The sequence below is a fragment of the Streptomyces lomondensis genome (assembly GCF_014651035.1).
Classification (GTDB): domain Bacteria; phylum Actinomycetota; class Actinomycetes; order Streptomycetales; family Streptomycetaceae; genus Streptomyces; species Streptomyces lomondensis.
This window is the reverse complement of record NZ_BMWC01000018.1, coordinates 53,314-76,969: the sequence shown is the minus strand read 5'-3', so window position 1 is coordinate 76,969 and position 23,656 is coordinate 53,314. Positions and strand designations below refer to the sequence as shown.

General features: G+C 71.5%; 23 protein-coding genes and 1 pseudogene. 10 read left to right on the top strand and 14 right to left on the bottom strand.

Annotation, left to right across the window (positions count from 1 at the left end):
- Position 1: 1 nt before the first annotated feature.
- Positions 2-841: a hypothetical protein gene (locus IE255_RS36530; RefSeq protein WP_190054726.1), complete on the bottom strand. Its 840-nt coding sequence runs from the start codon at positions 839-841 to the stop codon at positions 2-4.
- A gap of 81 nt (positions 842-922) precedes the next feature.
- Here IE255_RS36530 and IE255_RS36525 point away from each other — a divergent pair, with 81 nt between their 5' ends.
- Positions 923-1,708, top strand: coding sequence for an SDR family oxidoreductase (locus tag IE255_RS36525; protein WP_190054725.1), 786 nt, complete (start codon positions 923-925; stop codon positions 1,706-1,708).
- 127 nt (positions 1,709-1,835) lie between these two features.
- Positions 1,836-3,407, top strand: a complete 1,572-nt coding sequence (locus IE255_RS36520; RefSeq protein ID WP_190054724.1) for a sodium:solute symporter family protein — start codon at positions 1,836-1,838, stop codon at positions 3,405-3,407.
- 42 nt (positions 3,408-3,449) lie between these two features.
- Here the strand turns inward: IE255_RS36520 and IE255_RS36515 are convergent, their stop codons facing one another.
- On the bottom strand, positions 3,450-4,757 hold the full coding sequence (locus IE255_RS36515; protein WP_268255768.1) for a phytase: 1,308 nt from the start codon (positions 4,755-4,757) through the stop codon (positions 3,450-3,452).
- Positions 4,758-5,045: 288 nt separating this feature from the next.
- Between IE255_RS36515 and IE255_RS36510 the strand changes: the two genes are divergently transcribed.
- The gene (locus tag IE255_RS36510; protein WP_190054723.1) at positions 5,046-6,404 is read left to right on the top strand and encodes an alkaline phosphatase PhoX; all 1,359 of its coding nucleotides are present in this window, start codon (positions 5,046-5,048) and stop codon (positions 6,402-6,404) included.
- 98 nt (positions 6,405-6,502) lie between these two features.
- Here IE255_RS36510 and IE255_RS36505 read toward each other — a convergent pair whose 3' ends face one another.
- The gene (locus tag IE255_RS36505; RefSeq protein WP_190054722.1) at positions 6,503-7,111 is read right to left on the bottom strand and encodes a TetR/AcrR family transcriptional regulator; all 609 of its coding nucleotides are present in this window, start codon (positions 7,109-7,111) and stop codon (positions 6,503-6,505) included.
- A gap of 82 nt (positions 7,112-7,193) precedes the next feature.
- Between IE255_RS36505 and IE255_RS36500 the strand changes: the two genes are divergently transcribed.
- Both IE255_RS36500 and IE255_RS36495 read left to right on the top strand, forming a co-directional pair.
- Positions 7,194-7,601 carry a nuclear transport factor 2 family protein gene (locus IE255_RS36500; RefSeq protein WP_190054721.1) on the top strand — a complete coding sequence of 136 codons (408 nt, stop codon included), beginning with the start codon at positions 7,194-7,196 and terminating at the stop codon, positions 7,599-7,601.
- Complete coding sequence (locus tag IE255_RS36495) at positions 7,598-8,092, top strand: anthrone oxygenase family protein (RefSeq protein WP_190054720.1); 495 nt, start codon at positions 7,598-7,600, stop codon at positions 8,090-8,092. The genes IE255_RS36500 and IE255_RS36495 overlap by 4 nt, the downstream gene beginning before the upstream one ends.
- 159 nt (positions 8,093-8,251) lie before the next feature.
- On the opposite strand, the pseudogene IE255_RS40510 reads toward IE255_RS36495, so the two are convergent.
- The 5 genes and pseudogenes from IE255_RS40510 to IE255_RS36475 form a co-directional block, all read right to left on the bottom strand.
- A pseudogene (locus IE255_RS40510) lies at positions 8,252-8,431 on the bottom strand (transposase); the annotation flags it as partial.
- 8 nt (positions 8,432-8,439) lie between these two features.
- Positions 8,440-8,757, bottom strand: coding sequence for a hypothetical protein (locus IE255_RS39725; protein ID WP_229906767.1), 318 nt, complete (start codon positions 8,755-8,757; stop codon positions 8,440-8,442).
- Positions 8,758-8,767: 10 nt separating this feature from the next.
- Positions 8,768-9,886, bottom strand: coding sequence for an ADP-ribosylglycohydrolase family protein (locus IE255_RS36485; RefSeq protein ID WP_190054719.1), 1,119 nt, complete (start codon positions 9,884-9,886; stop codon positions 8,768-8,770).
- Between the two features lie 293 nt (positions 9,887-10,179).
- The gene (locus tag IE255_RS36480; protein WP_190054718.1) at positions 10,180-10,896 is read right to left on the bottom strand and encodes a helix-turn-helix domain-containing protein; all 717 of its coding nucleotides are present in this window, start codon (positions 10,894-10,896) and stop codon (positions 10,180-10,182) included.
- A 287-nt stretch (positions 10,897-11,183) separates the two neighbouring features.
- Positions 11,184-11,618: an ATP-binding protein gene (locus tag IE255_RS36475; RefSeq protein ID WP_190054717.1), complete on the bottom strand. Its 435-nt coding sequence runs from the start codon at positions 11,616-11,618 to the stop codon at positions 11,184-11,186.
- A 113-nt stretch (positions 11,619-11,731) separates the two neighbouring features.
- On the opposite strand from IE255_RS36475, the gene IE255_RS36470 reads away from it, so the two are divergent.
- Both IE255_RS36470 and IE255_RS36465 read left to right on the top strand, forming a co-directional pair.
- A complete protein-coding gene (locus IE255_RS36470; RefSeq protein WP_190054716.1) occupies positions 11,732-12,529 on the top strand; it encodes a helix-turn-helix domain-containing protein in 798 nt (265 codons plus the stop codon).
- The gene (locus IE255_RS36465) at positions 12,526-12,711 is read left to right on the top strand and encodes a DUF397 domain-containing protein (protein ID WP_190054715.1); all 186 of its coding nucleotides are present in this window, start codon (positions 12,526-12,528) and stop codon (positions 12,709-12,711) included. The genes IE255_RS36470 and IE255_RS36465 overlap by 4 nt, the downstream gene beginning before the upstream one ends.
- A gap of 18 nt (positions 12,712-12,729) precedes the next feature.
- On the opposite strand, the gene IE255_RS36460 is transcribed toward IE255_RS36465, so the two are convergent.
- The 3 genes from IE255_RS36460 to IE255_RS36450 all read right to left on the bottom strand — a co-directional run bounded on the left by IE255_RS36460 (position 12,730) and on the right by IE255_RS36450 (position 16,792).
- Positions 12,730-13,830, bottom strand: a complete 1,101-nt coding sequence (locus IE255_RS36460; protein ID WP_229906766.1) for an ABC transporter substrate-binding protein — start codon at positions 13,828-13,830, stop codon at positions 12,730-12,732.
- A 35-nt stretch (positions 13,831-13,865) separates the two neighbouring features.
- Positions 13,866-14,009, bottom strand: coding sequence for a hypothetical protein (locus IE255_RS36455; RefSeq protein ID WP_190054713.1), 144 nt, complete (start codon positions 14,007-14,009; stop codon positions 13,866-13,868).
- A gap of 272 nt (positions 14,010-14,281) precedes the next feature.
- A complete protein-coding gene (locus tag IE255_RS36450; protein WP_190054712.1) occupies positions 14,282-16,792 on the bottom strand; it encodes a tetratricopeptide repeat protein in 2,511 nt (836 codons plus the stop codon).
- 97 nt (positions 16,793-16,889) lie between these two features.
- Here IE255_RS36450 and IE255_RS36445 point away from each other — a divergent pair, with 97 nt between their 5' ends.
- Positions 16,890-17,402: a DUF2165 domain-containing protein gene (locus IE255_RS36445; protein WP_190054711.1), complete on the top strand. Its 513-nt coding sequence runs from the start codon at positions 16,890-16,892 to the stop codon at positions 17,400-17,402.
- Here the strand turns inward: IE255_RS36445 and IE255_RS36440 are convergent.
- Positions 17,395-17,949 (bottom strand): hypothetical protein, encoded by a 555-nt coding sequence (locus tag IE255_RS36440; RefSeq protein WP_190054710.1) that lies wholly within the window; start codon positions 17,947-17,949, stop codon positions 17,395-17,397. The genes IE255_RS36445 and IE255_RS36440 overlap by 8 nt on opposite strands.
- A gap of 83 nt (positions 17,950-18,032) precedes the next feature.
- Positions 18,033-19,031, bottom strand: coding sequence for a glycosyltransferase family 2 protein (locus IE255_RS36435; protein WP_190054709.1), 999 nt, complete (start codon positions 19,029-19,031; stop codon positions 18,033-18,035).
- Between the two features lie 93 nt (positions 19,032-19,124).
- Here IE255_RS36435 and IE255_RS36430 point away from each other — a divergent pair, with 93 nt between their 5' ends.
- Together IE255_RS36430 and IE255_RS36425 are read left to right on the top strand one after the other, a co-directional pair.
- Positions 19,125-19,595, top strand: a complete 471-nt coding sequence (locus IE255_RS36430; protein ID WP_190054708.1) for a GtrA family protein — start codon at positions 19,125-19,127, stop codon at positions 19,593-19,595.
- A gap of 36 nt (positions 19,596-19,631) precedes the next feature.
- A complete protein-coding gene (locus tag IE255_RS36425; RefSeq protein WP_190054707.1) occupies positions 19,632-21,035 on the top strand; it encodes a hypothetical protein in 1,404 nt (467 codons plus the stop codon).
- A gap of 13 nt (positions 21,036-21,048) precedes the next feature.
- Here IE255_RS36425 and IE255_RS36420 read toward each other — a convergent pair whose 3' ends face one another.
- Positions 21,049-23,634: a bifunctional FO biosynthesis protein CofGH gene (locus IE255_RS36420; RefSeq protein WP_190054706.1), complete on the bottom strand. Its 2,586-nt coding sequence runs from the start codon at positions 23,632-23,634 to the stop codon at positions 21,049-21,051.
- Positions 23,635-23,656 lie beyond the last annotated feature (22 nt).

Below are 23,656 nucleotides of genomic sequence, written 5' to 3'. Positions count from 1 at the left end.
CTCAGCGCAGCCGGTCCACATACCGGTCGGTCCCCGGCACGGTCGGGATGAACGGCGCCACCAGCTCCACCCTGCCGAGCCCCGACTCCGCCACCGCCGTGTCCAGGCCCGTGAAGCAGTGCTCCCAGCACTCCCTCGGGTCCGCCTGGAGGAACCACAGCAGGGTCAGGCGGGTGTCGACGCCCTCGACCTGCTTGACGTAGGTCATGCGGTCGCCGGGGAGGGGAGTCGGGCGGAAGACGGTCACCAGGGCGGCCGGGGAGCCCGCGAGGCGCTTGGGGAGGTGGCGGGTGCGCAGCCACTCCAGCAGTGCGGCGCGCTGCTCGGAGGTGCCGGACTCGACGACCTGGAGGACCAGGCCCGTGTAGGGGTGGTCGAGGGCGTGGACGTCGCGGGGTCCGGCCGCGCCGTCGCGGTACACCGTCGCCTCGTGGTCCTGGAAGGCCGTGAGGACGTGCGTGCGGTCGTGGTAGACGCGGCCGTCGCGGTTGAGGCGCCTGTTGATGGCGACCGTCCAGCGCATGTGGTCGTCGTAGCGGCCGGCGGTGATCCAGTACGTGGAGAGGTAGCAGCCGGCGGTCACCGGCTGGGCGATCGCCGACTTCTCGGGGTAACGCAGGAGCTGGAGGTCCCGGGTGGCGACCCAGCGGCGGCCGGCGTACATCCAGGGCATGGCCATGGCGCCGCCGTAGTAGTGGTCGTCCTCGTACCAGCGGTTGTAGGCGTACTCGTGGCCCGGATGCGGTTCGACCATGGTGATCAGGGCGTGGCCGGGGCGGGTGCCGTAGGGGCCGACGGCGGCCAGTTCGGCGTACAGCTCGCTGCGGGTGTCGTCGCTCAATGCCCTTCCCCTTCCTTGGCGGCTGGCCCATACTCTGACGGCCCGTCAGATAATGCGCCAGAGGTCCGGGGAGGTCCTGCCATGTCGCTGCTCGCGGGGAAGACTGTCGTCGTGTCGGGGGTCGGGGTCGGGCTCGGGCGGCAGGTCGCGGCGGCGGTCGTACGGGACGGCGGGCGTGCCGTGCTCGGCGCCCGCACGGAGGCGAAGCTGGCGAAGACCGCCGAGGAGCTGGACCCGGGCGGGGCGCGCACGGCGTACCGGGCCACCGACATCTGCGACGAGGCGCAGTGCGAGGCGCTGGCCGGACTGGCGGTGGAGCGGTTCGGACGGATCGACGCCGTCGTGAACGTGGCCGCACTGGACGGCTACTTCGGCGGGCTGGAGGACGCCGACTTCGAGGCCTGGCGGTCCGTGCTGGACGTGAACCTGCTGGGCACGCTGCGGATGACCCGGGCCTGCCTGCCGTCACTGAAGCAGAACGGCGGATCGGTCGTGTTCGTCGGGACGCAGTCGGCGGTGGCGGCGCCGTCGCAGGTGCGGCAGGCGGCGTACGCGGCGTCGAAGGGGGCGCTGACGAGCGCGATGTACTCGCTGGCCCGGGAGCTCGGGCCGTACCGGATCCGGGTCAACACCGTGCTGCCGGGCTGGATGTGGGGGCCGCCGGTGCGGGCGTACGTGCGGTTCGCGGCGCAGTCGGAGGGCGTGTCCGAGGCGACCGTTCTGGAGCGGCTGACCGGACGGATGGCACTGCCCGATCTGGCCACGGACACGGATGTGGCCGACGCGGCGGTGTTCCTGGCGTCGGACCGGGCGCGGGCGATCACCGGGCAGTCGTTGCTGGTCAACGCGGGGGAGCTGATGCGCTGACGTTCAGATAGCTGAACCAAAGCCATCACGCCGAACATCTTTACCTCGCCTTGACCATACGGTCACTTGTCGTGTTCACGCGACAGCGCCCACGATGAGCGCCGGGCTGATCCCTGGGAGGGCGCACATGAACGGTCTCGACTGGGCCGTGCTCATCGGCTATTTCGCCGTGATGGTCGCGATCGGCGTCTGGTCGCACAAACGCGTGGACAACGTCAGCGACTTCTTCACCGCCGGCGGCAAGATGCCGTGGTGGCTCTCCGGCATCTCGCACCACATGTCGGGCTACAGCGCGGTGATGTTCACCGGGTACGCGGGCATCGCCTACACCTACGGCGTCACGTCCTTCGTCACCTGGTCCTTCCCCATCGCCCTCGGCATCGCCATCGGGTCGAAGCTGTTCGCCCCGCGCATCAACCGGCTCCGCTCACGGCTCCATGTGGCCTCCCCGCTGGAGTACCTGAAGAACCGTTACGACCTGAAGACCCAGCAGGCGCTGGCCTGGTCCGGCATGCTGCTGAAGATCGTCGACGTGGGCGCGAAGTGGGCGGCGATCGCCACGCTGCTGTCCGTCTTCACGGGGATCTCCCTCAACCAGGGCATCCTCATCACCGGCGGCATCACGGCGATCTACTGCACCATCGGCGGCCTGTGGGCGGACGCGCTGACCGAACTCGGCCAGTTCATCATCCAGTTGCTGGCCGGCATCGCGATGTTCGTGGCGGTGTTCGTACGGCTCGACGACCACGGCGGCTTCTTCGGCGTCTGGGACTCGCCCGAACTCCAGGGCCACGAGAAACCGCTGGTCGGACCGTACGGCACGGTGTTCCTGCTCGCCTTCCTCTTCATCAAGCTCTTCGAGTACAACGGCGGCATGCTCAACCAGGCCCAGCGCTACATGGCCACCCCGAACGCCAAGGAGGCCGAGCGGTCGGCCCGGCTGTCGGCGATCCTCTGGCTGGTCTGGCCGCTGGTGCTGTTCTTCCCCATGTGGATGTCGCCGCTGCTGGTCGAGTCGCAGAAGCCGGACGGCTCCGACTCCTACGCCCTGATGACCGAACAGCTCCTCCCCCACGGCCTGTTGGGCCTGGTCATCGTCGGCTTCTTCTCGCACACCATGGCCATGTGCTCCTCCGACGCCAACGCCATCGCGGCGGTGTTCACCCGGGACTGCGCGCCCGTGATCTGGCGCCGGGCGCGGGCGTGGAGCGAGGGACAGGGCCTGCGGGTCGCCCGGATCGCGACGGTCGTCTTCCTCGGCCTGTCCATGGCGGCGGCGACGCAGGTCAACTCCCCCACCTTCAAGGACATCATCACCGTCGTCATCAAGTGGGTGGCCGGTCTGATGGGCCCGATGGCCATCCCGATGATGCTCGGCCTGCTGCGGCCCTTCCGCCGCTCCGGCCCGACGGCGGCCCTCGCCAGCTGGTCGATGGGTCTGCTGGCCTTCTGGCTGGTGAACTACCCGATCAACTGGAACGTCGAGGGCGGTGTCCCGCTCCAGTACCAGGTGTCGATCCCGCTGGCCGTGTCGCTGATCCTCTACATCCTGATCGGCTTCGTGAAGCCGGAGGACACCCCGGAGCGGCTCGCGATCATCGAGAAGATCAACACGGACGGGGACGGGGCCGCGGCGGCCGCGATCCCCGCGCCGGCGGGCGGAGTCGAGGACACCGTGCGCACGACGGTGAGGGACTGACCGGTAGGCCTCCGCCCCGAGGGGCGGAGGCCTACGTGCTGCTCAGTCGTCCGTGTCCAGCGCGCCGGTGACCTTCCCCAGGTCGACGAACTTGAAGTTCGTGTTGTCGCGGACCTCCCCGTCCGCGTCCGTCTCGGCCGGGGTGTTGTGGCCGTCCTGGACCACGAGCAGGCCGTTCGGGTAGCGGGAGCCGAGGGGGGCGTTCAGGACGGCGGCGCCGTCGCACTCCTCGGAGCCGTCGACGGTGCCGGCGGTGATCCTGAAGCCGCTCTCGTACTCGTTGTCGTCCGCCACCTCGCGGTCGTACGCGGCGAAGGTGTTGTCGCCCTGGCTGGAGGCGAGCAGGTAGCCGTCGCCGGAGCCCTCGTCGAGGATGGTCAGGCCCTCGACGTCGGCGGACAGGTGCGTGCCGCCGTAGCCGGGGTCGGCGCCCGCGACGCACTCCTCGGTGGCCTCGTCGTACGTGGCCGGGACGCCGTACTCGCGCACCTTGTCGATCAGCTTGGGCTTGCCCCCGAGGTCGGCGGGCATCCGCCAGATGCCGACGTCCTCCTGACCGGCGTACAGGACCTTGTTCACCGGGTCCACGACCATGCCCTCGACCTGCGGGAGGTCACCGGGGTCGGCGCAGGGGGTCCAGGAGCGGCCGTTGGGGAGGGTGAAGGAAGCGGGCAGGTCGTAGGTGCGCACCTGCTGGTAGGTGACGGCTCCGGTGGAGGTCGTCTTCAGCTCCAGCAGGGCGAGCCGGGTGCGGCTGCGCTGGCTGACGACGGCGTAGGAGCGGCCGGTGGCCTTGTCCTGCCAGGTGGCCAGGCCGTAGGGCGTGGTCTGGTCGTTGACCTCGTCCAGGGTCTTGGAGAAGACCAGCGGGGCGTTCGGGTCGGTGATGTCCGTCAGCGGCCGGTCGGCGCCCGGGTTGATGCGGTAGATCCGCAGGTGGTCACGGCCCCGGTCGGTGACGACGGCGACATCGGCGCGGCCGGTCGGCAGCGGGAACCCGGAGATCAGGTCGACGTTGTTGAAGCGGCCCGGCTTGTCGTCGGGGGTGGGGGCGGGCGGCGCCGGGATCGACTGCACCTCCTTGCCGGCCAGGTCGTACACGCGCAGGCCGCCTTCCTTGGCGGTGGCGATCACCAGGCTGGCGTCCGGGTTCGCGGCGTTGCGCCAGATCGCCGGGTCGTCGGCGTCGGCGTTGCCGCCGGCGTCGTCGCCGTACAGGGCCGGGGTCTCGGTGGTGGCGGTCACCCCCGGAAGCCCGGAGTCGTATGCCTGGGCCGAGGTGGGCAGGACCGCCATGGCCGTCAGGGCCGCGAGGATCGCGGCCGTCTGTGTCCCGCGCAGGTTGCGCACAGTGCCTCCACGAAGGGGGGAAGAACGGACGAGACCCGGTGGGGCAACGCCGGGGAGGTGATCCCCGCGTCGGGCCGTGCAGATCCTCAGGACCGAAGGTGACGGGGTGGCCGCCGCCTGGTGACGCGGTCATGCCAGGGCGGTGAGCAATGGGAACGCGGCGGTCCGGTGGCCGGAAGAGGTTCTTCCAATGCTCACTTTCTGTTCGTAATCGGTCGAAGCGTTCCCTTCTAGGGTGACGGGCGCCGCCCCCCGGTTCTTCCCGTTCATGGCATCGAGAGGACTCCCATGACAGGCACGTCCGCAGGAAGACCGGCCGGTCCCGGTTTCGAACGACGCACCCTCCTGCGCGGGGCGGCGGTGGCCGCGGCCGCCTCCGTCCCCTTCCAGGCCCTGGCCGCGCGCACGGCGTCTGCCGCGCCGGTCAAGCAGGCCTTCGACGCCGGGTACGGCCCGCTGGGCCCGGTGAAGGACCAGGCGACCGGCCTGGAGCTGCTCCAACTGCCGCGCGGGTTCGAGTACATCTCCTACGGGTGGACGAACGACCTCATGGACGACGGCGTGCGCACCCCGGGCGCGCACGACGGCATGGCTGCCTTCCGCTACGGCGACCGGGTCCACCTCGTCCGCAACCACGAGCGCGGCGAGGGCCCCGCCTTCACCGCCCCCGCCTACAACCCCGCGGCCGGCGGCGGCACCACCACCCTGGTCTTCGACCCGGACGCCGGCCAGTGGCTGGAGTCCTACGGCAGCCTCGGCGGCACCCTCCGCAACTGCGCCGGCGGCCCCACCCCGTGGAACACCTGGCTGACCTGCGAGGAGACCTTCTCCACGACCGCGGGCAAGCGCCACGGCTACATCTTCGAGGTGGCCTCGCAGGGCAAGGGCAACCCGGAGCCCTACAAGGCCATGGGCCGCTTCAACCACGAGGCGATCGCCGTCGACCCGGCGACCGGCTACGTCTACGAGACCGAGGACCGCGGCGACGCCTGCCTGTACCGGTTCGTCCCGGCTGTCCCCGGTGACCTGTCCAAGGGCGGCCGGCTGGAGGCCCTGCGCATCGGCACCGCCAAGTACGACACCCGCCTCGACGGCGAGAAGGCGTACGGCACCGTCTCCTGGGTGCCCGTGGAGGACGTCGACCCGGCGACGGACACGGTGCGGCTCCAGGCGCAGGCCAACGGCGCGGCGGTGTTCAGCCGCCTGGAGGGCGCCTGGTACGGCAACGACCGCATCTACGTCATCACCACCGACGGCGGCCCCGCCCGCCAGGGCCAGGTCTTCGAACTCGACCCGGCCACCGACGAGTTCCGCGTGCTCTTCGCCTCGCCCGGCGCGGAGGTCCTCAACGCCCCGGACAACATGTGCGTCAGCCCCCGCGGCGGCCTGGTGCTCTGCGAGGACGGCGGCGGCACGGAGTACGTGCACGGGCTGACCACCGAGGGCGAGATCTTCCGCTTCGCCGCCAACGACGTGGATCTGCGCGGCGGCACCGCGGGCAAGAACGTCCCGGCGGCCGACCACCGGGGCTCGGAGTGGGCCGGCTCGGTGTTCGAGCCGAAGAACGGCAACTGGCTGTTCGTGAACATCCAGACGCCGGGCATCACGTTCGCGATCACGGGCCCGTGGAGCCGGGGCGCGCTCTGAGTCCTCGGGCGGTCTTCGGAACCCTCGGGCGATCTTCGGAGCGGCCCTGCGGTCGTCTCGCCCAGGGCGCCTCTGCGGCGTGACACGAACGACAGGCCCTAGGTGTCCTCGACGCCCAGCAGGCGGAACACGGAGACACGAAGGGCGGCCTGGGACTCGGGGGCCGTCAGGCGGCCGGCGGTGATCTCGTCGCCGGCCGCGTGGCCGAGTGCGACCACGGCTGCGACCAGCCAGCGAGAGTCCTGGCGGGTCACGAACTCGCCGGTCGCAATGCCCCGTTCGAAGAGACGGGCGAGCCTGTCTGTGACGGGCTCGTGACGTTCCCGGCCGCTCTGGTTCTCGATGGTGCGTGCGGCGGCGGCCTGGAGGAGGAAAGCGTTGGCCTCGTGCGCCTGCCAGGACGCGTCGAGGAACCTCAGGAGAGCGGCGACGGCGGGGCCCTCGTCGAGGGCAGCGGCGTCCATCGAGGCGACGGCCTCAGTGGTGACGCGGTCGACGGCGGCGGCGAGGAGCTCGTCACGGGAGGAGAAGTGGGCGTAGACGGTTTGCCGGGTCACTCCGGCGGTCCTGGCGACGGCCTCCAGGCTGGCCTCCGGTCGCTCGCGGAGGAGGCGGACGGCCGCGTCGAGGATGGCCGACCTGCTGCGCTCGGCGTCGGCCCGGCGTCGGCGGGCGCGGGGCGCGGCAGGTTCCCCAGGTGCAGTCATCTCTTACAGCCTTGTCTAAGTTGGCGACGGCCAATATCTTACAGAAGTGTAAGAGATCGTAGCGTCTCTGGATCGGAGCGTCATGCCCACCTCTCCCCCCGACCCGGCACGGTTCGTCGCGGACTTCTTCACCTCCCTGACGGATTCCACCGTCCGGGGTGATGCCCCGGATTCCGTGATGGCCCGTCACTACACGCCCGACGTCGTCCAGGTCAGCGATGGCCTGCCGCTCGACCACGACCGGCTTCTCGCCCACCTCCGCCCGGTACGGAAGAACGTCGTCGACTATCGCTTCGAGGTGCACGAGGCCGTCGCCGAGGGCCACCGGATCGCCGCCCGTCTCACCATCCACGCGCGGACCCGCAAAGGCGGACCGACCTCGACGGAGGTGCATCTCTTCGGGGAGTTCACGGAGGACGGCCGGATGCGCCGGGCGCACCAGCTCACCCGTGCCCTGCCGGCCGCCGAGGCGAGCGAGCGGGCGAAGTGAGGGCGCGGGTCCGGATCGTGCACGGGGTCGCGCTGCTCGCCACCGGTCTCCTCGCTGGCGCCTTCGGGTACGGCGCAGCCAACCTCGTACCCACCTTCGACGCCGTACCGCAGGACATGCGGTTCGACTTCCACACGGAGTTGATGAAAACCAACGGAATCACCGTGCAGGGCGCGATGGTCGTCTCCACCCTCGGCTCACTCGCCCTCGCCGTCCTCACCCGCGGCGGGACCCGCCTCGCCGCCGCCGCGGCCTCTTTGCTCACCTTCGCGTCCTTCCTGATCACCCGCTTCGGCAACGTGCCGATCAACGGCAGGATCAAGCAGTGGGCGGTCAGCGGTCCCGAGCCCGAGACGGCGGCACTGCTGAGCCGTTGGGAACTCTTCAACGACGCCCGGACACTCTGCGGCATCTCGGCTTTCGTCGTGCTCGTCGTCCTCGCCCTGCGCGGGCGGACCAGTGGACTTCCGGACGGTCGAGCGCACACCTGAGTGCCGCCCGGGTCCAGCGTCCGTGGCGCAAGTGACGTCCTTGTCGAACTTCGGCGGTCGGCCGCCGCGTGAGCCGCGGTTGAGCCGGCTGCGGACCCGGTCCGCAGGCCCGGGTATCGTTGCCGTGATCCCGCGTCTGCGCAGGTAGGAGCGGTTGCTGCGGGAGTCATACGCCTTATCCGCCCGTACTCGGTCAGGGCGCCTGCGCGGCCTGCCGGGCCCGAGCCGGGGGACCCGGATGGCTTCCAGCACCCTCTCGAACTGCGGGGAGTCTCCCCGCTGACCGGCTGTGATCACGAGGGACAAGGGCTTCTGGCCCTGTTCAACGGCGAGGTGGATCTTGCTGGTCAGTCCGCCGCGAGAGCGTCCGAGTCCGTGGTCGGCCGGCTCGACGGAGATCCCGCCAGGCGGCTCCTTTTGCAGTTCCCCCTTTTTGCTGCACCAGCGGCGTGCTGGTGGGCCCGGCAGATGGTGGAGTCGACGTTCACGTCCCAGGTGATCAGGCCCTTGGCGTCGGCTTCGGCCTGGAGCTGGGTGAGGATCCGGGCCCAGGTTCCCTCCCGCTGCCAGCGGCGGAACAGGTCGTAGACCCTGTCACATGGCCCGTAGCGTTCGACAACGCGGCAGATGTGCGTGCCAGACCCCGCGTCTGCGGCGTGATCCAAACGACAGGCCCTAGGCACCTCGCGGGTACCGCGCCAGCCAGCCCGGGGACGAGCCCGCCGGGCCGTGCAGGGCCGGGCCCTGGGTCATCTCCATGGCGAAGTCGTCGGCCAGTTCCAGCATCGTGGGGCGGCCCTCCAGCTCGGCCAGCCAGGCCGGGGGGAGGGCCGTCTCGCCGTGCAGGGCACCGAGGAGGCCGCCGGTGAGCGCGCCGGTGGCGGCGGAGGGCCCGTCGTGGTTGACGGCGAGACACAGCCCGTGCCGGACGTCGGCGGCGACCAGCGCGCAGTACACGGCGGCACCGACGAGCCCCTCCGCCGTACCCGACCCGCTCAGCTCGGCCACGCGCTCGGGGCCGGGCATGCCCTGCCGCACGGCGCCCAGTGCGTGCTGCAACGCATCCGCCACGGGCTGATGCCCGGGCCGGGCGGCGAGCAGGGCGAAGGCTCGCTGCACGGCACCGTCGAGGCTCTCCCCGAGCGCCAGCGCGTGCACGATCACGGCGTACGCGCCCGCCGCGAGGCAGGCTGTGGGATGCCCGTGGGTCTGGGCGGCGCACTCGACGGCGAGCTGGGCGACCAGCTGCGGCTCCCACCCCACGAGCAACCCGAACGGTGCGGACCGGGCAGCCGCCTCGGGCCCGGCCTCCCCGGGGTTCTTGGGCGCGTCCGGGGTCCCCATGGTGTCATCGCCGAGCCCGAGGAGCAGGGCGCGGGTGGGATCCCTGCGCGCGTACAGCCACTCCTCGCGCGCCAGCCACCCGTCGTCCTTGCGGCGCTCGTCGGGCCCCCAGTCCCGCTGGGTGGCGGCCCAGCGCCGGTACGCGCGATGCAGATCGGTCGGCGGATGCCAGGCGCCGGTGTCCCGCCGCACCTGGGCCCGTATCAGCCCGTCCACGGAGAACAGGGTGAGCTGCGTGAGGTGCGTGACGGCACCGCGTCTGCCATAGGCCGGCGCCAGGTCCACGAGGCCCTCGGCCCCGTACGCCTCCCGGATCCCCCCGATGCTCAGCCCGTCGACGGGCGCCCCCAACGCGTCCCCGACGGCCACGCCGAGCAACGTCCCGCGCACCCGGCTGCGAAAGTCCTGCTGCTCCGTACGGCCCCAGACGGCACCGGCAGTCGCACCCACCTAGACCTCCCCAGGGCACCGTCCATACGTCCGACAGCTCAGCACTGTATTCGAACGGGGACGGGGGGTTCAGGGGGCGGAACAGTGTGGGGTGTGGGCTGAGTGGTTCTGAGTGGGCCGGCGTCCACGATGCGCTCCAGTTCGCGCAGGCGCTCGGCACGAGCAGGGTGACGCTCGATCGCGACGAACACGCCCAGGAGTGCACGAATGCGCGCAGGGGTGCGCATCACGCAGCGCGTCCGGCGTCAGCTGAGGCATGGGGATCAGCGGCCCGTACGGGCCGTCTGCCATGCCTACGCCACCTTCTGCTCGCCGGTCCGGCAGTCGCGGCAGCGGCCCGGCTGTGCCGCCCGGAAGGCGCGGTCGCAGCCGTCGCAGGTCTGGAGGGGGGCCGGGCGGAAGGTGGGTGTGGAGGGTGGTGCCGTGGGGAGGGGCGGAGGGAGGAGGGTGGTGAGGCGGTGGGCGAGGAAGGCCGCCGGGTGCTGGATCGGGTCCTGGGGGAGGCCGGTCGTCAGGGTGCGCTGGACCGCCGTGGCGGGGACGCCCCGCTCCAGCCAGGCCGACACCTGCGGGACCAGGCGGTGTACGTCGCGCTCGCTGAGCAGCAGGCGGGAGTCGAGGGCGCGCAGGCCGGTGAGGAGGTCGGCGGCGGTGCGGTGGGGCTTCGGGGCGGCGGGCTCCGTGCTGGGCGGCGGGGAGGCCGGGCGGCGCTCGGGGACGACCGGGGAGTGGGGCTTGTTGTACGAGACCGTGCGGGTTACGACTCGGCCCGATTGAAGACGCTCCTTGGTGCGCGTCAGGTAGCCGTGGGTCTCCAGTTCCCGCAGGGCCGCGGCGATCCGGATCTCGCCCTCGCGGAACTTGGCCGCCAGTGCCTTGATGCCGACCGGCGTTCCGGCGGGCAGCGACTGGATGTGGACCGCCAGACCGATCGCCGTGAGCGACAGGTCCGGGTGCTGGGCGAGGTGGTTGCCGACCACCGTGAAGTTCTCGTCGTGGCGTTCCGTCACGTGCTGGACACCGGAAGTGCCGGACTGCGCGCGTGGGGCGCGCTAGGCTGCTGGTCAGTCATCGGGAAGGTCCTGCTTCCTTGGTGATCAGGCCCTCGCACTGGGATGGCAGTCCCGGCGGGGGCCGTATTCGTTTGTGCGGTTATCTGTGCCGACGGTGCACCACGGACTGCCCTCCGCGCCAGCCGAGTTGGTGATGTTCACTCCTGCGGGTGAGCCGCGGGGGCGGTGGGGGCGGGTTGGTTCTTTCCCGGGTTCTTTGGTTGTTGGCGTCGGGACCGGCCGGGTCATGACGGGCCGCGATCCGGCGTCAGTTCCGCCCACACCGTCTTGGCGTGAGCCGGTGCCGCCTCCACGCCCCAACGGGCCGCGTACGCCGAGACGATCCGCAGGCCGCGGCCCCGTTCCGCGTCGTCCGCCACCGGGTCCGGGATCCGCGGCATCCGGTCGCCCCGGGCGTCGGTGACCTCGATGCGGAGGGTGCGGTCCGGGTGCAGCTTCACGCCCAGCCTGAAGTCCCTTCCCTGGACGCGTCCGTGCAGCACCGCGTTCGACGCCAGCTCCGCCACCACGTGCGCGGCAGCCTCGTACGGCTCGCCCCACTCGTCGAGTTGGCGCTCGGTGAGCAGGCGGGCCAGTCGCGCACCCCTTCGAGTGGCCGACAGCTGAATCGTGAAGTGGCGCACGGGCGTGGAGATTTCAGCGAGGGATTTCTGACTCATGTCACCCAGCGTGGCCATCCGTCCCTACTCTGAACAGCAACGACCCCGGTACGGAGCGTGACTGTCCGGACGCGTGTCGGGGTCGTCCGGCTCGTACGTCAGGAGGGGAAGGCGTGGAGGACGAGGAAGCGGCGGTCGGGCGGCAGATCAAGATGTGGCGCGAGGCCGCGGGTCTGAAGCAGGCGGAGTTGGGGTCGGCCATCGGGTACGGCGAGGAGATGGTGTCGTCCGTGGAGCGGGCGCGGCGGATCCCCAAGCCGGACTTTCTCGACAAGGCGGATGAAGTGCTGGGCGCGGGCGGCAAGATCTCCGCGATGAAGGAGGACGTGGAGAAGGCTCGGTACCCGAAGACTGTGCGGGATCTGACAAAGCTGGAGGATCAGGCAGTCGAGCTAGGGGCCTATGCGGCCCTGCACATCCATGGGCTGTTGCAGACGCCGGAGTACGCCCAGGCGTTGTACGAGATGCGGCGGCCGGCCTACTCCGAGGACGAGATCGAGCGCCATGTGGCCGCGCGCATGGCACGGAAGGTCGTCTTCGATCGGGCGCCCCGGCCGCTGGTCACCTTTGTCCAGGAAGAGATGACACTGCGGCGGCCGCTCGGAGGCAAAATGGTGCTGCGCCGCCAGCTCGAACACCTGTTGCAGGTAGCCGAGTTGCGGCACGTCGAGATCCAAGTGATGCCCATGAACAGGGAGGACCACGCGGCCGTGATGGGCTCGTTCCGGCTGCTGAAGCTCCAGGACGGCAAAGCGCTCGGCCACACGGAAAGCCAGCTGTACGACCGGGTGATCAGCGATCCGAAGGACGTACAGGTTCTCGATATGCGCTATGGCATGATCCGGGCGCAGGCCCTCTCGCCCCGCGAGTCACTGGCCTTCATCGAAAAAGTGCTGGGAGAAGAGACGTGAAGCCCACTCCGCTGACGTGGATCAAGAGCAGCTACAGCGGCAACGACGGCCCTGATTGCGTCGAGGTCGCGATATCGGAACCCACCATCCACATCCGCGACTCCAAGAACAAGGACGGCGCCCGTCTGGCCTTCAGCGACGGGGCCTGGTGCGAGTTCCTGGAGTTCGCGGCGGGACGCTGATCCTCTCAATCGGCCCTCTCAGCCGACGTGGAGGATCCGGAAGCGGTCCGGTTGCGCCGGATCACGGTCCACGACTTGGGTGGGCGGCCAGGCCCACTGCCACACGCTGATGCCGGGCGTGCGGGAGAACCGGATCCGGCCGCGGGTGCCTTCGACTGCGACGTGCGGCCAGGATGCGGCGAGGCGTGTCCGGTCCGGGCCGTGGGAGCGCAGCATGTCGGCGAGGACCGCGACCGTGTCGTAGCCCTCGAACGCGACGAAGGAGGGCGCTTCGGCCAGCCGTTCGCGGAGGGCCGTCTCGACTCGCAGGCCGAGTGGGCCGAGGCGCTCGGGCAGGTAGCGCAGGAACGGGATCGCGGCGCTGTCGTCGCCCAGCAGCGTCGACCATTCCGTGAACTCCGGTTGGCCCGCCGGAGCACCGATCATGATCTCGGCGAGGCGCTGGTCGCTACGGACGGCTTTGACGATCGGCACGGCCGGCTCCGGGAAGCCCGCCAGAAGGAGAAGGGCTGTCGCGCCGTTGTCGGCGAGTTCGTCGCACACGGCCGCGGGGGTGAGCGCGCGCAGGTCGAGTTCGGTGACCGTGCCGCCGCGTGGTGCGAGGTGGTCCCGGAGGATGCGGGTCCCTGACGCCCAGTACACACTCGGTTCGGCTGCCACGGCGATGTGGCTGTGGCCCGCGCCGAGGAGGAAGTCCGCGTAGATCCGCCAGCCGTGCGACTGCGCGGGGGCGATACGCGCGACCCGTTCCGTCGGCTCCTCGGTGAGCCCGTCGAGCACGGCTGACGAGCAGAGGAACGGCAGGCCGAGCGCGTCTGCCTCGGCGGCGGCGGCGCGAGCGACGACGCTGTGATACTCGCCGGCCAGGGCAGCCACGCCCAGGCGAGCCAGTTCGGCCACGGCCGCGGTGGCCTTCTGCGGATCGGCGGCGGTGTCCCGGACCACCAGTTCCAGTGGCCTTCCAGCGATCCCGCCGTCGTCGTTGACTTCGTCGACGGCCAGTTCGAGTCCGGCGAGCAGGTGCCGGCCCGCCTCGACCCAGCCGGGCCTGGTCAGCGGAACGAGAGCACCGATCCGGACGGCCGATGCGTCGGAGGGCCCGTGGTTCTGAGAGGTCATGCCCCTGATCATCCCCGTTCCCGGGGCGACCGGCTTCAGTCCTGGCTGTGGGGCGTTTCTGACTTCTCGGCGTTCTCGGCGTTTTCGGCGTCCTCCTCGCGCTCCTTCTTCAGGGCGAGTTCCCGCGCCAGCTTTTCGGAGTACAGCCGCATTTCCGCTTCTTTGCGCTCGTCGAACACCGATGCCTCCTTTGATGCAGGGGTGTTGAAAGGAAAAATCCAGGGGGTGGGGACGGTCCGGCGGAAGTGCGTCAGGACCGGGGACGGCTGTGGGCCGGGAGCGAGGGTGCCGACTGGTGGTGGGATTCGTCAGGTATCAGCCGCCGCACCATCGCACACCTCCCAGAAATCAACTCGACCAGACCACAAGCCTCTTGGCTCAAAGGTTACCCCACCCGGGCGCATTACGTCACGGTCGGATTACGCCCGCACACAGGTAATTCGCATGCTGTTCACCCGGCGAGGACAGGGCCCAGTACCGCGCGGTCGGTATCCGAAAAGCGTTCCACCGCTTCGGAATCCAGTTCGCGGACGCGTGCCACATCGGCCCGGGCCTCGTCCAACCGGCCCATGGCCGCGTGGAGTACGGCGCGGCGGCACAGCGCCCAGACGTACCCCGGCCGGAGTTCCACCGCCCGGTTCAGATCGGCCAGTGCCTCCGCGTGGCGGCCGAGGTGGGTCAGTGAGGCGCCGCGGCTCGCGTAGGCCGAGGTGTAGGCGGGGTCGAGGGTCAGCGCGATGTTCAGGTCGGCGACGGCCTCCTCGTCGCGGCCCGCCGCCCGCAGCGCGTCGCCGCGCTCGCAGCGGGCCCAGGGCCAGTCGGGGGTCAGGGTGAGGGCGTGGTCGAGGTCGGCCAACTGACGTGCGGAGTCGCCCATGGCTCGCCACACCCGGGCCCGGCGGGCGAGCGCCCAGGCGTAGTCGGGATTGAGGTCCAGTGCGCGTCCGAGGTCGGCCAGGGCGGCCTCCAGGTCTCCGGCGCGTGCGTGCGTGGCGCCCCGGGACGCCCAGGGGAACTCGGCCGCCGGGTCGAGGCGGATGCTTTCGGTCAGGTCCCGGATCGCCTCGGCGTCGTGCCGGGCGATCCGGTGGTGCTCGCCGCGCAGGGCGAGGTACCAGGCGTTGCCCGGCTCCAGCGCGACGGCCCGGTCCAGGTCGGCGATGGCCGCGTCGTGGTCGCCCAGCTCGCCCCGGACTCCGGCCCGGTGCCGGTAGGCGGGGGCCAGCTCCGGGTCGAGGGCGACGGCCTGGTCGTACTCGGCGAGGGCCTGCGCGTACGCGCCCTCGCCGCGCAGTTCGTCGCCCCGTACGAGCCGGGCCCGGGCCTGGGTCGGCGCGTCGAGTGCCGCGTGGCGCAGGAGCAGCCCGAGGGCGGTGGTGATGCCCTCCGTGTCGAGTGCCGCCGTCAGGTCCCTCCCCCAGTGGGCCGTCGCCTCCGCGTCCGCGTCCTGCCCGGCGTCCAGCAGCGCGCGGGCCCACCGCGCCGCCACGCCCGCACCGGCGTCGCACGCGGGGACGAAGTCCCGCAGCGCCTGCGCCAGCGCGTCCCGATCCCCCGCGCACAGCAGGTGGTACGTCTCGGCCAGCCGCAGTTCCCGCCACGTCTCGTCCGCCCACAGCTCCCCGGCGTCCCGGCCCGCGCCGGCCTCCTCGCGCCATTCCCGGAACGCCCGGGCCAGCCGCCGCTGCCGTTCCGCCCATCCGCGCGGCGACCGGCGCCGCTCCGCGCGCAGCATCGGTGCCCGTACGACGTCGTGGTAGCGCAGGCGTCCGCCGTCGCGGTCGGTGACGAAGGGCAGGGACCGCAGCCAGTCGTAGACGGCCTCCGCGTCCTCGCCCGGGCAGTCGGCCGCCGCCCGGAACACGTCCCCGTCGAGCCACCTCGGCAGCGCGCAGGACAGGGCGGCGGCGCGCCGGGCCGGGTCCCGCTCCCACTTCAGGAAGCGGTCCACCGCCGTGGCACTCGGGTCGCCGACGTCGTCCGGGTCGGCGGGGCGGGACTCGGCGAGGGTGGAGACCAGGACGGGGAGGCCGCCGGTGAGGCGGAGGACCTCCTCGACGACCGGTTCGGCGGTCACGCCCTTGGCGGCCAGCAGGCCGCGTGCCTCCGTCTCCGTGAAAGGGGCCAGCGGGAGGTCCGTCACGAAGTCCGCGAGTCCGCCCCAGCGGGAGGTGTCCAGGGGGCGCTGTCCCGCCGTGACCACCACCGTGGTGGCGGGCAGGGGGCCGTGACGGTCGGTCGTCATCGTGGTGTGGAGCCAGGGGTCGAGGTACGGGCCCGTCCGCTCGTAGGTGTCCAGGAAGAGGACGATCCATGGGGCGGGGGCGTCCGAGAGCTCGCGCAGGAGGACCGGGGTGAGGACCTGCTCGGGGGCGAGGACCAGCTGGAGGTCCTCGTGGTCGCGGAAGCGGGCGACGAGGGTCTCGCGCAACCGGTCGGCGCCCTCGGCGAGTTGGTCGGAGTCCAGCAGTCCCGCCAGCGGGCCCACCACGGGCACCATCCCGGCGGCCACCACGCCCGCCCGGGCCACCAGCCGCCCGCCCGCCGACGGCCGGCCGTTCTCCTCCGCCTCCGCCTCCAGGGCGGCCAGCGCCGCCAGCTCCGCCTCGTGCCGGCGTTCCCGGTGGGCGGCGAGCAGGCGGTCCAGGTCTTTCAGGCGCCTGCCCTGGGCGGCGAACTGGCGGCTGATCTCCGCCATCGCCTCCGGCACGCTGCCGGCGCTGTCGTCGACGTACGCGGTCAGCGCGCCCCGCTCGCGGGCGATCTGCTCCAACTCCCGTACCAGGAAGGTCTTTCCCACGCCCGCGTTGCCGTGCACGTGGAAGCGGAAGCGGTGGCGTTCGTCGTCCGGCGCGGTGTCGAAGTTGGCGCGGAAGGCGGACCGTTCGGCGGCCCGGCCGACGAAACCGGCCCGGCTGCGCCGGCGTATCAGCTCCTGCATCGACGGTCTCGCCTGCGCCATCCGTACGTCCCCTTGCCTCGCCCGGCCGGACTCCGCCGTCATTCTTGCTCAACCGTTGGGGGGACAACTCCCGCCGCGTCCGGGGAGAATGATCGTCATGGCCACCTCCACAAGCTCACGCGGCGGGCTGTCCCTCGCCGCCTTGCTGCTCACCGGCACCATCGCCCTCTACATGGCGCTCGTCGCCTTCGGGAACATCACCGACTTCGGAACCAACCAGCAGTTCGTCCGTCATGTGCTGGCCATGGACACCACGTTCAAGGACGAGGACCTGATGTGGCGGGCCATCACGAGTCAGGGGCTCCAGGACGCCGCCTACGTGGCGATCATCGCGTGGGAGACCGTCGCCGCGCTCGTCCTCATATACGGGACCTGGCTGTGGGTCAGACGCGACGCCGTGCGCGCCCGGCGGATGTCGACGTACGGGCTGCTGATGGTGATGCTGCTGTTCGGGGCCGGGTTCATCGCGATCGGCGGTGAGTGGTTCTCGATGTGGCAGTCGAAGAGCTGGAACGGGCTGGACGCCGCGACCCGGATCTTCCTGTTCAGCGGCGTCGTGCTGATCGTCAACCAGCTGACGGCCGCGCGGTCGGAGACGTCCGCTACTTGACCACGGTGACGGTCGTGCCGACCGTGCCGAACGCCCACAGTGCCGTGCCGTCCGCCTTCCGCATCCGGACCCCGCCCGTCTGGGTGCCGGAGGCGGCGGGCGGCGGCGAGGCTCCGTCGACCGCGTTGGAGAAGGCGACGGACACGCCGGACTTCGCGGCGAAGTAGACGATGTGCTCGATCTGGACGCCGTCCGAGCCGGTGGTGGCGGCGTTGCGGGACGACACCGTGTACGTGCCGGGGTCGGGGCTGACCGTGCCCGGCCACACCGTGAACGTACGGCGGGTCGCCTCGCTCGCGTCGACCAGCCACACCCGCTTCTCGCCGAGGGAGTAGACGATGCGCCGGCCGGTGCCGGAGCCGTCGGGCACCCGCGCCGGGGCGGACGCCGTCGGTGTGGGCTGCGCCGACGCCGAGCTGCTCGGCTTGGCCGACGTGGCGGTGGGGTGCGGGCCCCGGTCCGCCTGCACGGCCAGGACCGTCACCGCGGCGATCGCTCCCACGGTCAGCCCGGTCACCCAGGCCCACGAAGGAAGTCGGGCAGGCACCGGCACGCATCTCCTCAGTCACGGGACCCCGCACACCCGGGGTTCCGATCATCGTACTGCGCGCGTGCCGGTCCCCTGGCGGCTCAGGGCCCGCCGGCGGTCTTGCGGACCGGTACGGGGCCGGTGCCGGCGCCGTGGGGGGTGTGGCGCGGGGAGCGCGCCGGTGCCGGGTAGGCGAGGTGGACCAGCCGGGACTGCTCCTGCCGCATGTGCGTGAGCGATTCGAGGATGTAGCCCACGAGCAGGACGAGCGCCGCGATGGTCATGATCGCGGCGGCGAGGACCGCCGTGGGGAGGCGGGGCACGCTGCCCGTCCGTACGAACTCGGTGATGACCGGGATGCCGAGGACGACGGAGACGAGGGCCAGCACGCCCGCGATGACGGTGTGTACCAGGGAGGGCCGCTCGCGCCGCGCCAGGTCGAGGATGACCCGCAGGATGCGCCAGCCGTCCCGGTAGGTGCGCAGCTTGCTCTCGCCGCCCGCCGGCCGGACCCGGTAGTCCACGACGAGCTCGGCCGTGGGGAGCCGCAGGTGCAGGGCGTGGATGGTCATCTCGGTCTCGGTCTCGAACTCCCGGGCCAGGGCCGGGAAGGACTTCACGAAGCGCCGGGAGAAGACCCGGTAGCCGCTGAGCATGTCGGTCACGTCGTTGCCGAACAGGGACCGCACCGCCCCGGTGAGCAGCTTGTTGCCCACCGCGTGCCCGGCCCGGTAGGCCCCGTCGGCCGTCACCCGGCGGGCGCCGACGACCTGGTCGTAGGGCCCCTCGAAGAGCAGGTCCACCAGGTCCCGGGCGCGGGAGGCGTCGTAGGTGTCGTCGCCGTCGACGATGAGCAGGGCGTCCGCGTCGACGTCGGCGAAGGCGCGGCGGATGACGTTGCCCTTGCCCTTGCGGGGCTCCTGCCGGACGATCGCGCCCGCCTGCCGGGCGATCTCCACCGTGCGGTCGGTGGAGGCGTTGTCGTACACGTAGACGTCGGCCTCGGGGAGGGCGGCGCGCAGGTCGCGGACGACCTTGCCGACGGCCGCCTCCTCGTTGTGACACGGCACGACACACGCGATCGTCGGTTCCACGACCACTCCTCACCCGGACCGATGTCTCATTCGGTAGGAAATCATGCGATATGAGCGCGTCTGAGCGGTGAGGGCGCGCCGGGTCGTTACGCTCGCCGTGTGCCGGTCCTCGCATCTGTGACGCTGCGCGTGCGCGACACCCTCAGGGGCATCTGGCGCGAGGCCGCCAAGTTCGGGGTCGTCGGCGCCCTGGCCTTCGTCGTGGACAACGGCGGCTACAACCTGCTGGTCTTCGGCCTGCCCGGCGGCGCCGCGGGCGGGGCGATGCGGGACGCCCCCGTCCAGGCGTCGGTCATTGCCACGGCTGCGGCGGCCCTCTTCAGCTGGGCCGGGAACCGCTACTGGACTTACCGCCATCAGCACCGCGAGAAGGTGAGCCACGAACTCGCCCTGTTCCTCGTCGCGAACGGGGTCGGGCTCGCCATCACCGCGGGCACGGTCTTCGCCTCCCGGAACCTGCTCGGGCTCGACTCGGCGCTCAGCGACAACACCGCCCGCATCCTCGGCTGGGCGCTCGCGACGCTGTTCCGCTTCTACGCCTACCGGCGCTACGTCTTCGTCGCACCCTGAGCGGCCGGCGCCCGGCGACCGGCTAGCATCCGGCATATGGGACAAACAGGATGGGTGCGGCAGCGCTGGGCCTGGGCACTGGCCGCCCTCGCGGCGGTCTGCTGCCTGGCCACGGTCCTCGTCTTCGCCCCCGGGTACCTGAGTCCCGACAGCCTCGACCAGCTCCAGCAGGCGGAGGGCAAGCGGCCCCTGACCGACTGGCACCCGCCCGTGCTGAGCCTGGTGTGGCGGGCGCTGATCGCGGTGACCGGCTCGATCACCTCCATGCTCGTCCTCCAGTCCGTCGTCTTCTGGGGCGCGCTCTGGGCGCTGGCCCGGTGCGTGTGGGCGCTGACCGGGAGCCGGGGCGGTTCGCTGGCCGTGCTCGGGCTCGGGCTGACGCCCTTCGTGCTGACGTTCGCCGGGGTGGTGTGGAAGGACGTCCACGCGGCGTTCGCGCTGCTCGCCGCGTGCGCGGTCGCGTTCACCGGGCTGCGGCTGCGGGACACCCGGCCCCGGCCCGCCGTGCGGTGGGCGCTGCTCTGGCTGGGCGTGCTGTTCCTCGCCTACGCCATGCTCGTCCGCAAGAACGCCTTCGTCGCCGCGATCCCCGTCTTCGTGATGCTCGTCCTCGCCCTGTGGCGGACTCCGGGGCGCCGTACGTGGGTGACGTGCGCGGCGGCGCTCGTGGCCGCCCTCGTCGTGCCGGCCGCCGCCATCTCCGTGTTCGCGCAGCCGCTACAGACCAGGCAGGGCGCGCAGATCATGATCGACGACCTGGTGCACGTGCTGAGGGCGGACGAACTGCGGTCGGCGGACGTGTCACCCGGCCTTCGGGACCGGCTCGTCGCCGCCGCGCAGGAGTGCCGTCGCGTCGGGGCCCTGTCGGACGCCTACTGGGCCTGCTACGAACGCCCGGCGGACGGGCTGCGCGGGGACTCCGACGAGATCACGTCCCTGTGGCTGCGCGAGATGAGCGGGCATGTGCCGCACTATCTCCAGTACCGGCTGCAGCTCTTCGCGAGCCTGCTGTTCGAGACCGGCTATCCGTACCACCCGGGGGTCACCCCCAACGACCTGGGCATCGAGGTGGCGCACCCCCGGCTGGAGGACATGCTCGACACGTACGTCACCGGCATGGCCACGGACGTGCGGTGGCTGTTCCGCGGCTGGTTCTGGCTGACCGTCGCGCTGGTGCTCGCGATCCGCCCCGGCAAGGGCACCTTCTCGATGCCGGTCCGGGCGCTGGGCATCAGCTCGGCGGCCTACATCCTCGGCTATCTGCCGATCATGCCCGCGACGAACTACCGCTACCTCTACTGGCCGGCGATCGCCTGCGCCCTCGGCCTGCTGCTGCTCGGGCTGGGCAGGCGCACCCCTCCCCCGCGACCGGCATCCCCCGGCGCCCCGGCCGACCGCGCCTTGACGGCGCATCAGCCGGCGGACGCCGGGGGCAAGTAGCCGGCCGGGCGCCTCAGTCCAGCACCGGCAGCAGCTCGGGCAGATGCCCGTCCGACGCCTCCGCCGCCCGCTGCCGCTCCACCGGGACCTCCCCGTAGAGGGTGGTGCGGGGCTTGGCCGGACGGCCCGCGGCCTCCGCCACCGCGATCAGGTCCTTGACCGACTTGTACGAGCCGTACGACGAGCCCGCCATCCGGGAGATGGTCTCCTCCATGAGCGTGCCGCCGAGGTCGTTCGCGCCCGAGCGGAGCATCTCGGCCGCGCCCTCGGTGCCCAGCTTCACCCAGCTGGTCTGGATGTTGGGGATGTACGGGTGCAGGAGCAGCCGGGCCATGGCCGTGACCGCGCGGTTGTCCCGCATGGTCGGGCCCGGCCGGGCGATCCCCGCCAGGTACACCGGCGCGTTGGTGTGCACGAACGGCAGCGTCACGAACTCGGTGAAGCCGCCGGTGCGCTGCTGGATGCCGGCGAGGGTGCGCAGGTGCCCGAGCCAGTGGCGGGGCTGGTCGACATGCCCGTACATCATCGTCGAGCTGGACCGGATGCCCAGCTCGTGGGCCGTCGTCACGACCTCGATCCAGTCCGCCGCGGGCAGCTTGCCCTTGGTGAGGATCCAGCGGACCTCGTCGTCGAGGATCTCGGCGGCCGTGCCCGGGATGGTGTCCAGACCGGCTTCCTTGGCGGCGGTCAGCCACTCGCGGATGGACATGCCGGTGCGGGCGGCGCCGTTGACGACCTCCATCGGCGAGAAGGCGTGCACATGCATGCCGGGGACGCGTTCCTTCACCGCCCGCGCGATGTCGAAGTACGCCGTGCCCGGCAGGTCCGGATGGATGCCGCCCTGCATGCAGACCTCCACCGCGCCCACGTCCCAGGCCTGCTGCGCCCGGTCGGCGACCTGGTCCAGGGACAGGGTGTAGGCGTCGGCGTCCGTGCGGCGCTGCGCGAAGGCGCAGAAGCGGCAGCCCGTGTAGCAGACGTTGGTGAAGTTGATGTTGCGGGTGACGATGTAGGTGACGTCGTCGCCCACGGCCGACTTCCGCACGTCGTCGGCGACGCGGGCGAGGGCGTCCAGAGCCGGGCCGTCCGCGTGCAGCAGGGCCAGCGCCTCGTCGTCGGTGAGCTTGGTGGGGTCGTCGGCCGCGGTGCGCAGGGCCTCGCGTACGTCGGTGTCGATGCGCTCGGGTGCCATGCCCGGGGCGGCGGCCTCGCGCAGGGCGCCCCAGTCGCCGTACACCTCGTCGAAGTCGTCCCGGCGGTCGGACGTACGCCCCTCGGTGTCGATGGAGCTGTGCAGGTCGGTGCGGCCGGAGGCGACGAAGACCTCCTCCGGCTCCTGCCACGGCAAACCCTGCGGCAGCGCCTCGGGGCGGGCGAGGCCGGTCTCCGGGTCGGCCAGCGCGGCCACGTGCGGGCGCAACCGCGGGTCCAGCCAGGGCTCGCCGCGCCGCACGAACTCCGGGTACACGCAGAGCCGTTCGCGCAGTTCGAAACCGGCCGCGCGGGACTTCTCGGCGAGCTGGTCGATCTGCGGCCAGGGGCGCTCGGGGTTGACGTGGTCGATGGTGAGCGGGGACACCCCGCCCCAGTCGTCGATGCCGGCCCGGATCAGCCGCTCGTACTCGTCGTCGACGAGGTTGGGCGGGGCCTGGATGCAGCCGCTCGGGCCCATGAGGAGGCGGGCGACGGCCACCGTGGCGACCAGTTCGTCCAGTTCCGCGTCGGGCATGCCGCGCATCGCCGTGTCCGGCTTGGCGCGGAAGTTCTGGATGATCAGCTCCTGGATGCCGTGGTAGGCCCGGGAGACCTTCCGCAGCGCGAACAGCGACTCGGCGCGCTCCTCGTAGCTCTCGCCGATGCCTATGAGGATCCCGGAGGTGAAGGGGACGGAGGAACGCCCGGCGTCCTCCAGCACCCGCAGCCGCACGGCGGGCTCCTTGTCGGGAGAGCCGTGGTGCGGGCCGCCCGGCTCCGACCAGAGGCGGGTCGCGGTCGTCTCCAGCATCATGCCCATGCTGGGCGCGACGGGCTTGAGCCGCTGGAAGTCGGTCCAGGACATCACGCCCGGGTTGAGGTGGGGCAGCAGGCCCGTCTCCTCCAGGATGCGGATGGAGATGGCCCGGACGTAGGCGAGGGTGTCGTCGTAACCGTGCGCGTCGAGCCACTCGCGCGCCTCCGGCCAGCGGTCCTCGGGCTTGTCGCCCAGGGTGATGAGGGCTTCCTTGCAGCCGAGCGCGGCGCCCTTGCGGGCGATATCCAGCACCTCGTCCGGGGACATGAACATCCCGTGGCCCTCCCGGCGCAGCTTGCCCGGGACGGTGACGAACGTGCAGTAGTGGCACTTGTCCCGGCACAGCCGGGTCAGCGGGATGAAGACGCTCTTCGAGTACGTGATGACACCGGGCCGGCCCGCCGCCTCCAGGCCCGCGTCCCGCACCCGGGCGGCCGACGCCGACAGGTCCTCCAACTGCTCGCCCCGGGCCTGGAGCAGGACGGCCGCCTCGGCGACGTCGAGGGAGACGCCGTCCCTGGCCCGTTTCAGGGCGCGACGCATGGAGTTCTCGGTGGGGCCGGTTCCGGAGGTCGCGGAAGTCGTCATCCTTCGAGCATACGAGTGCGCT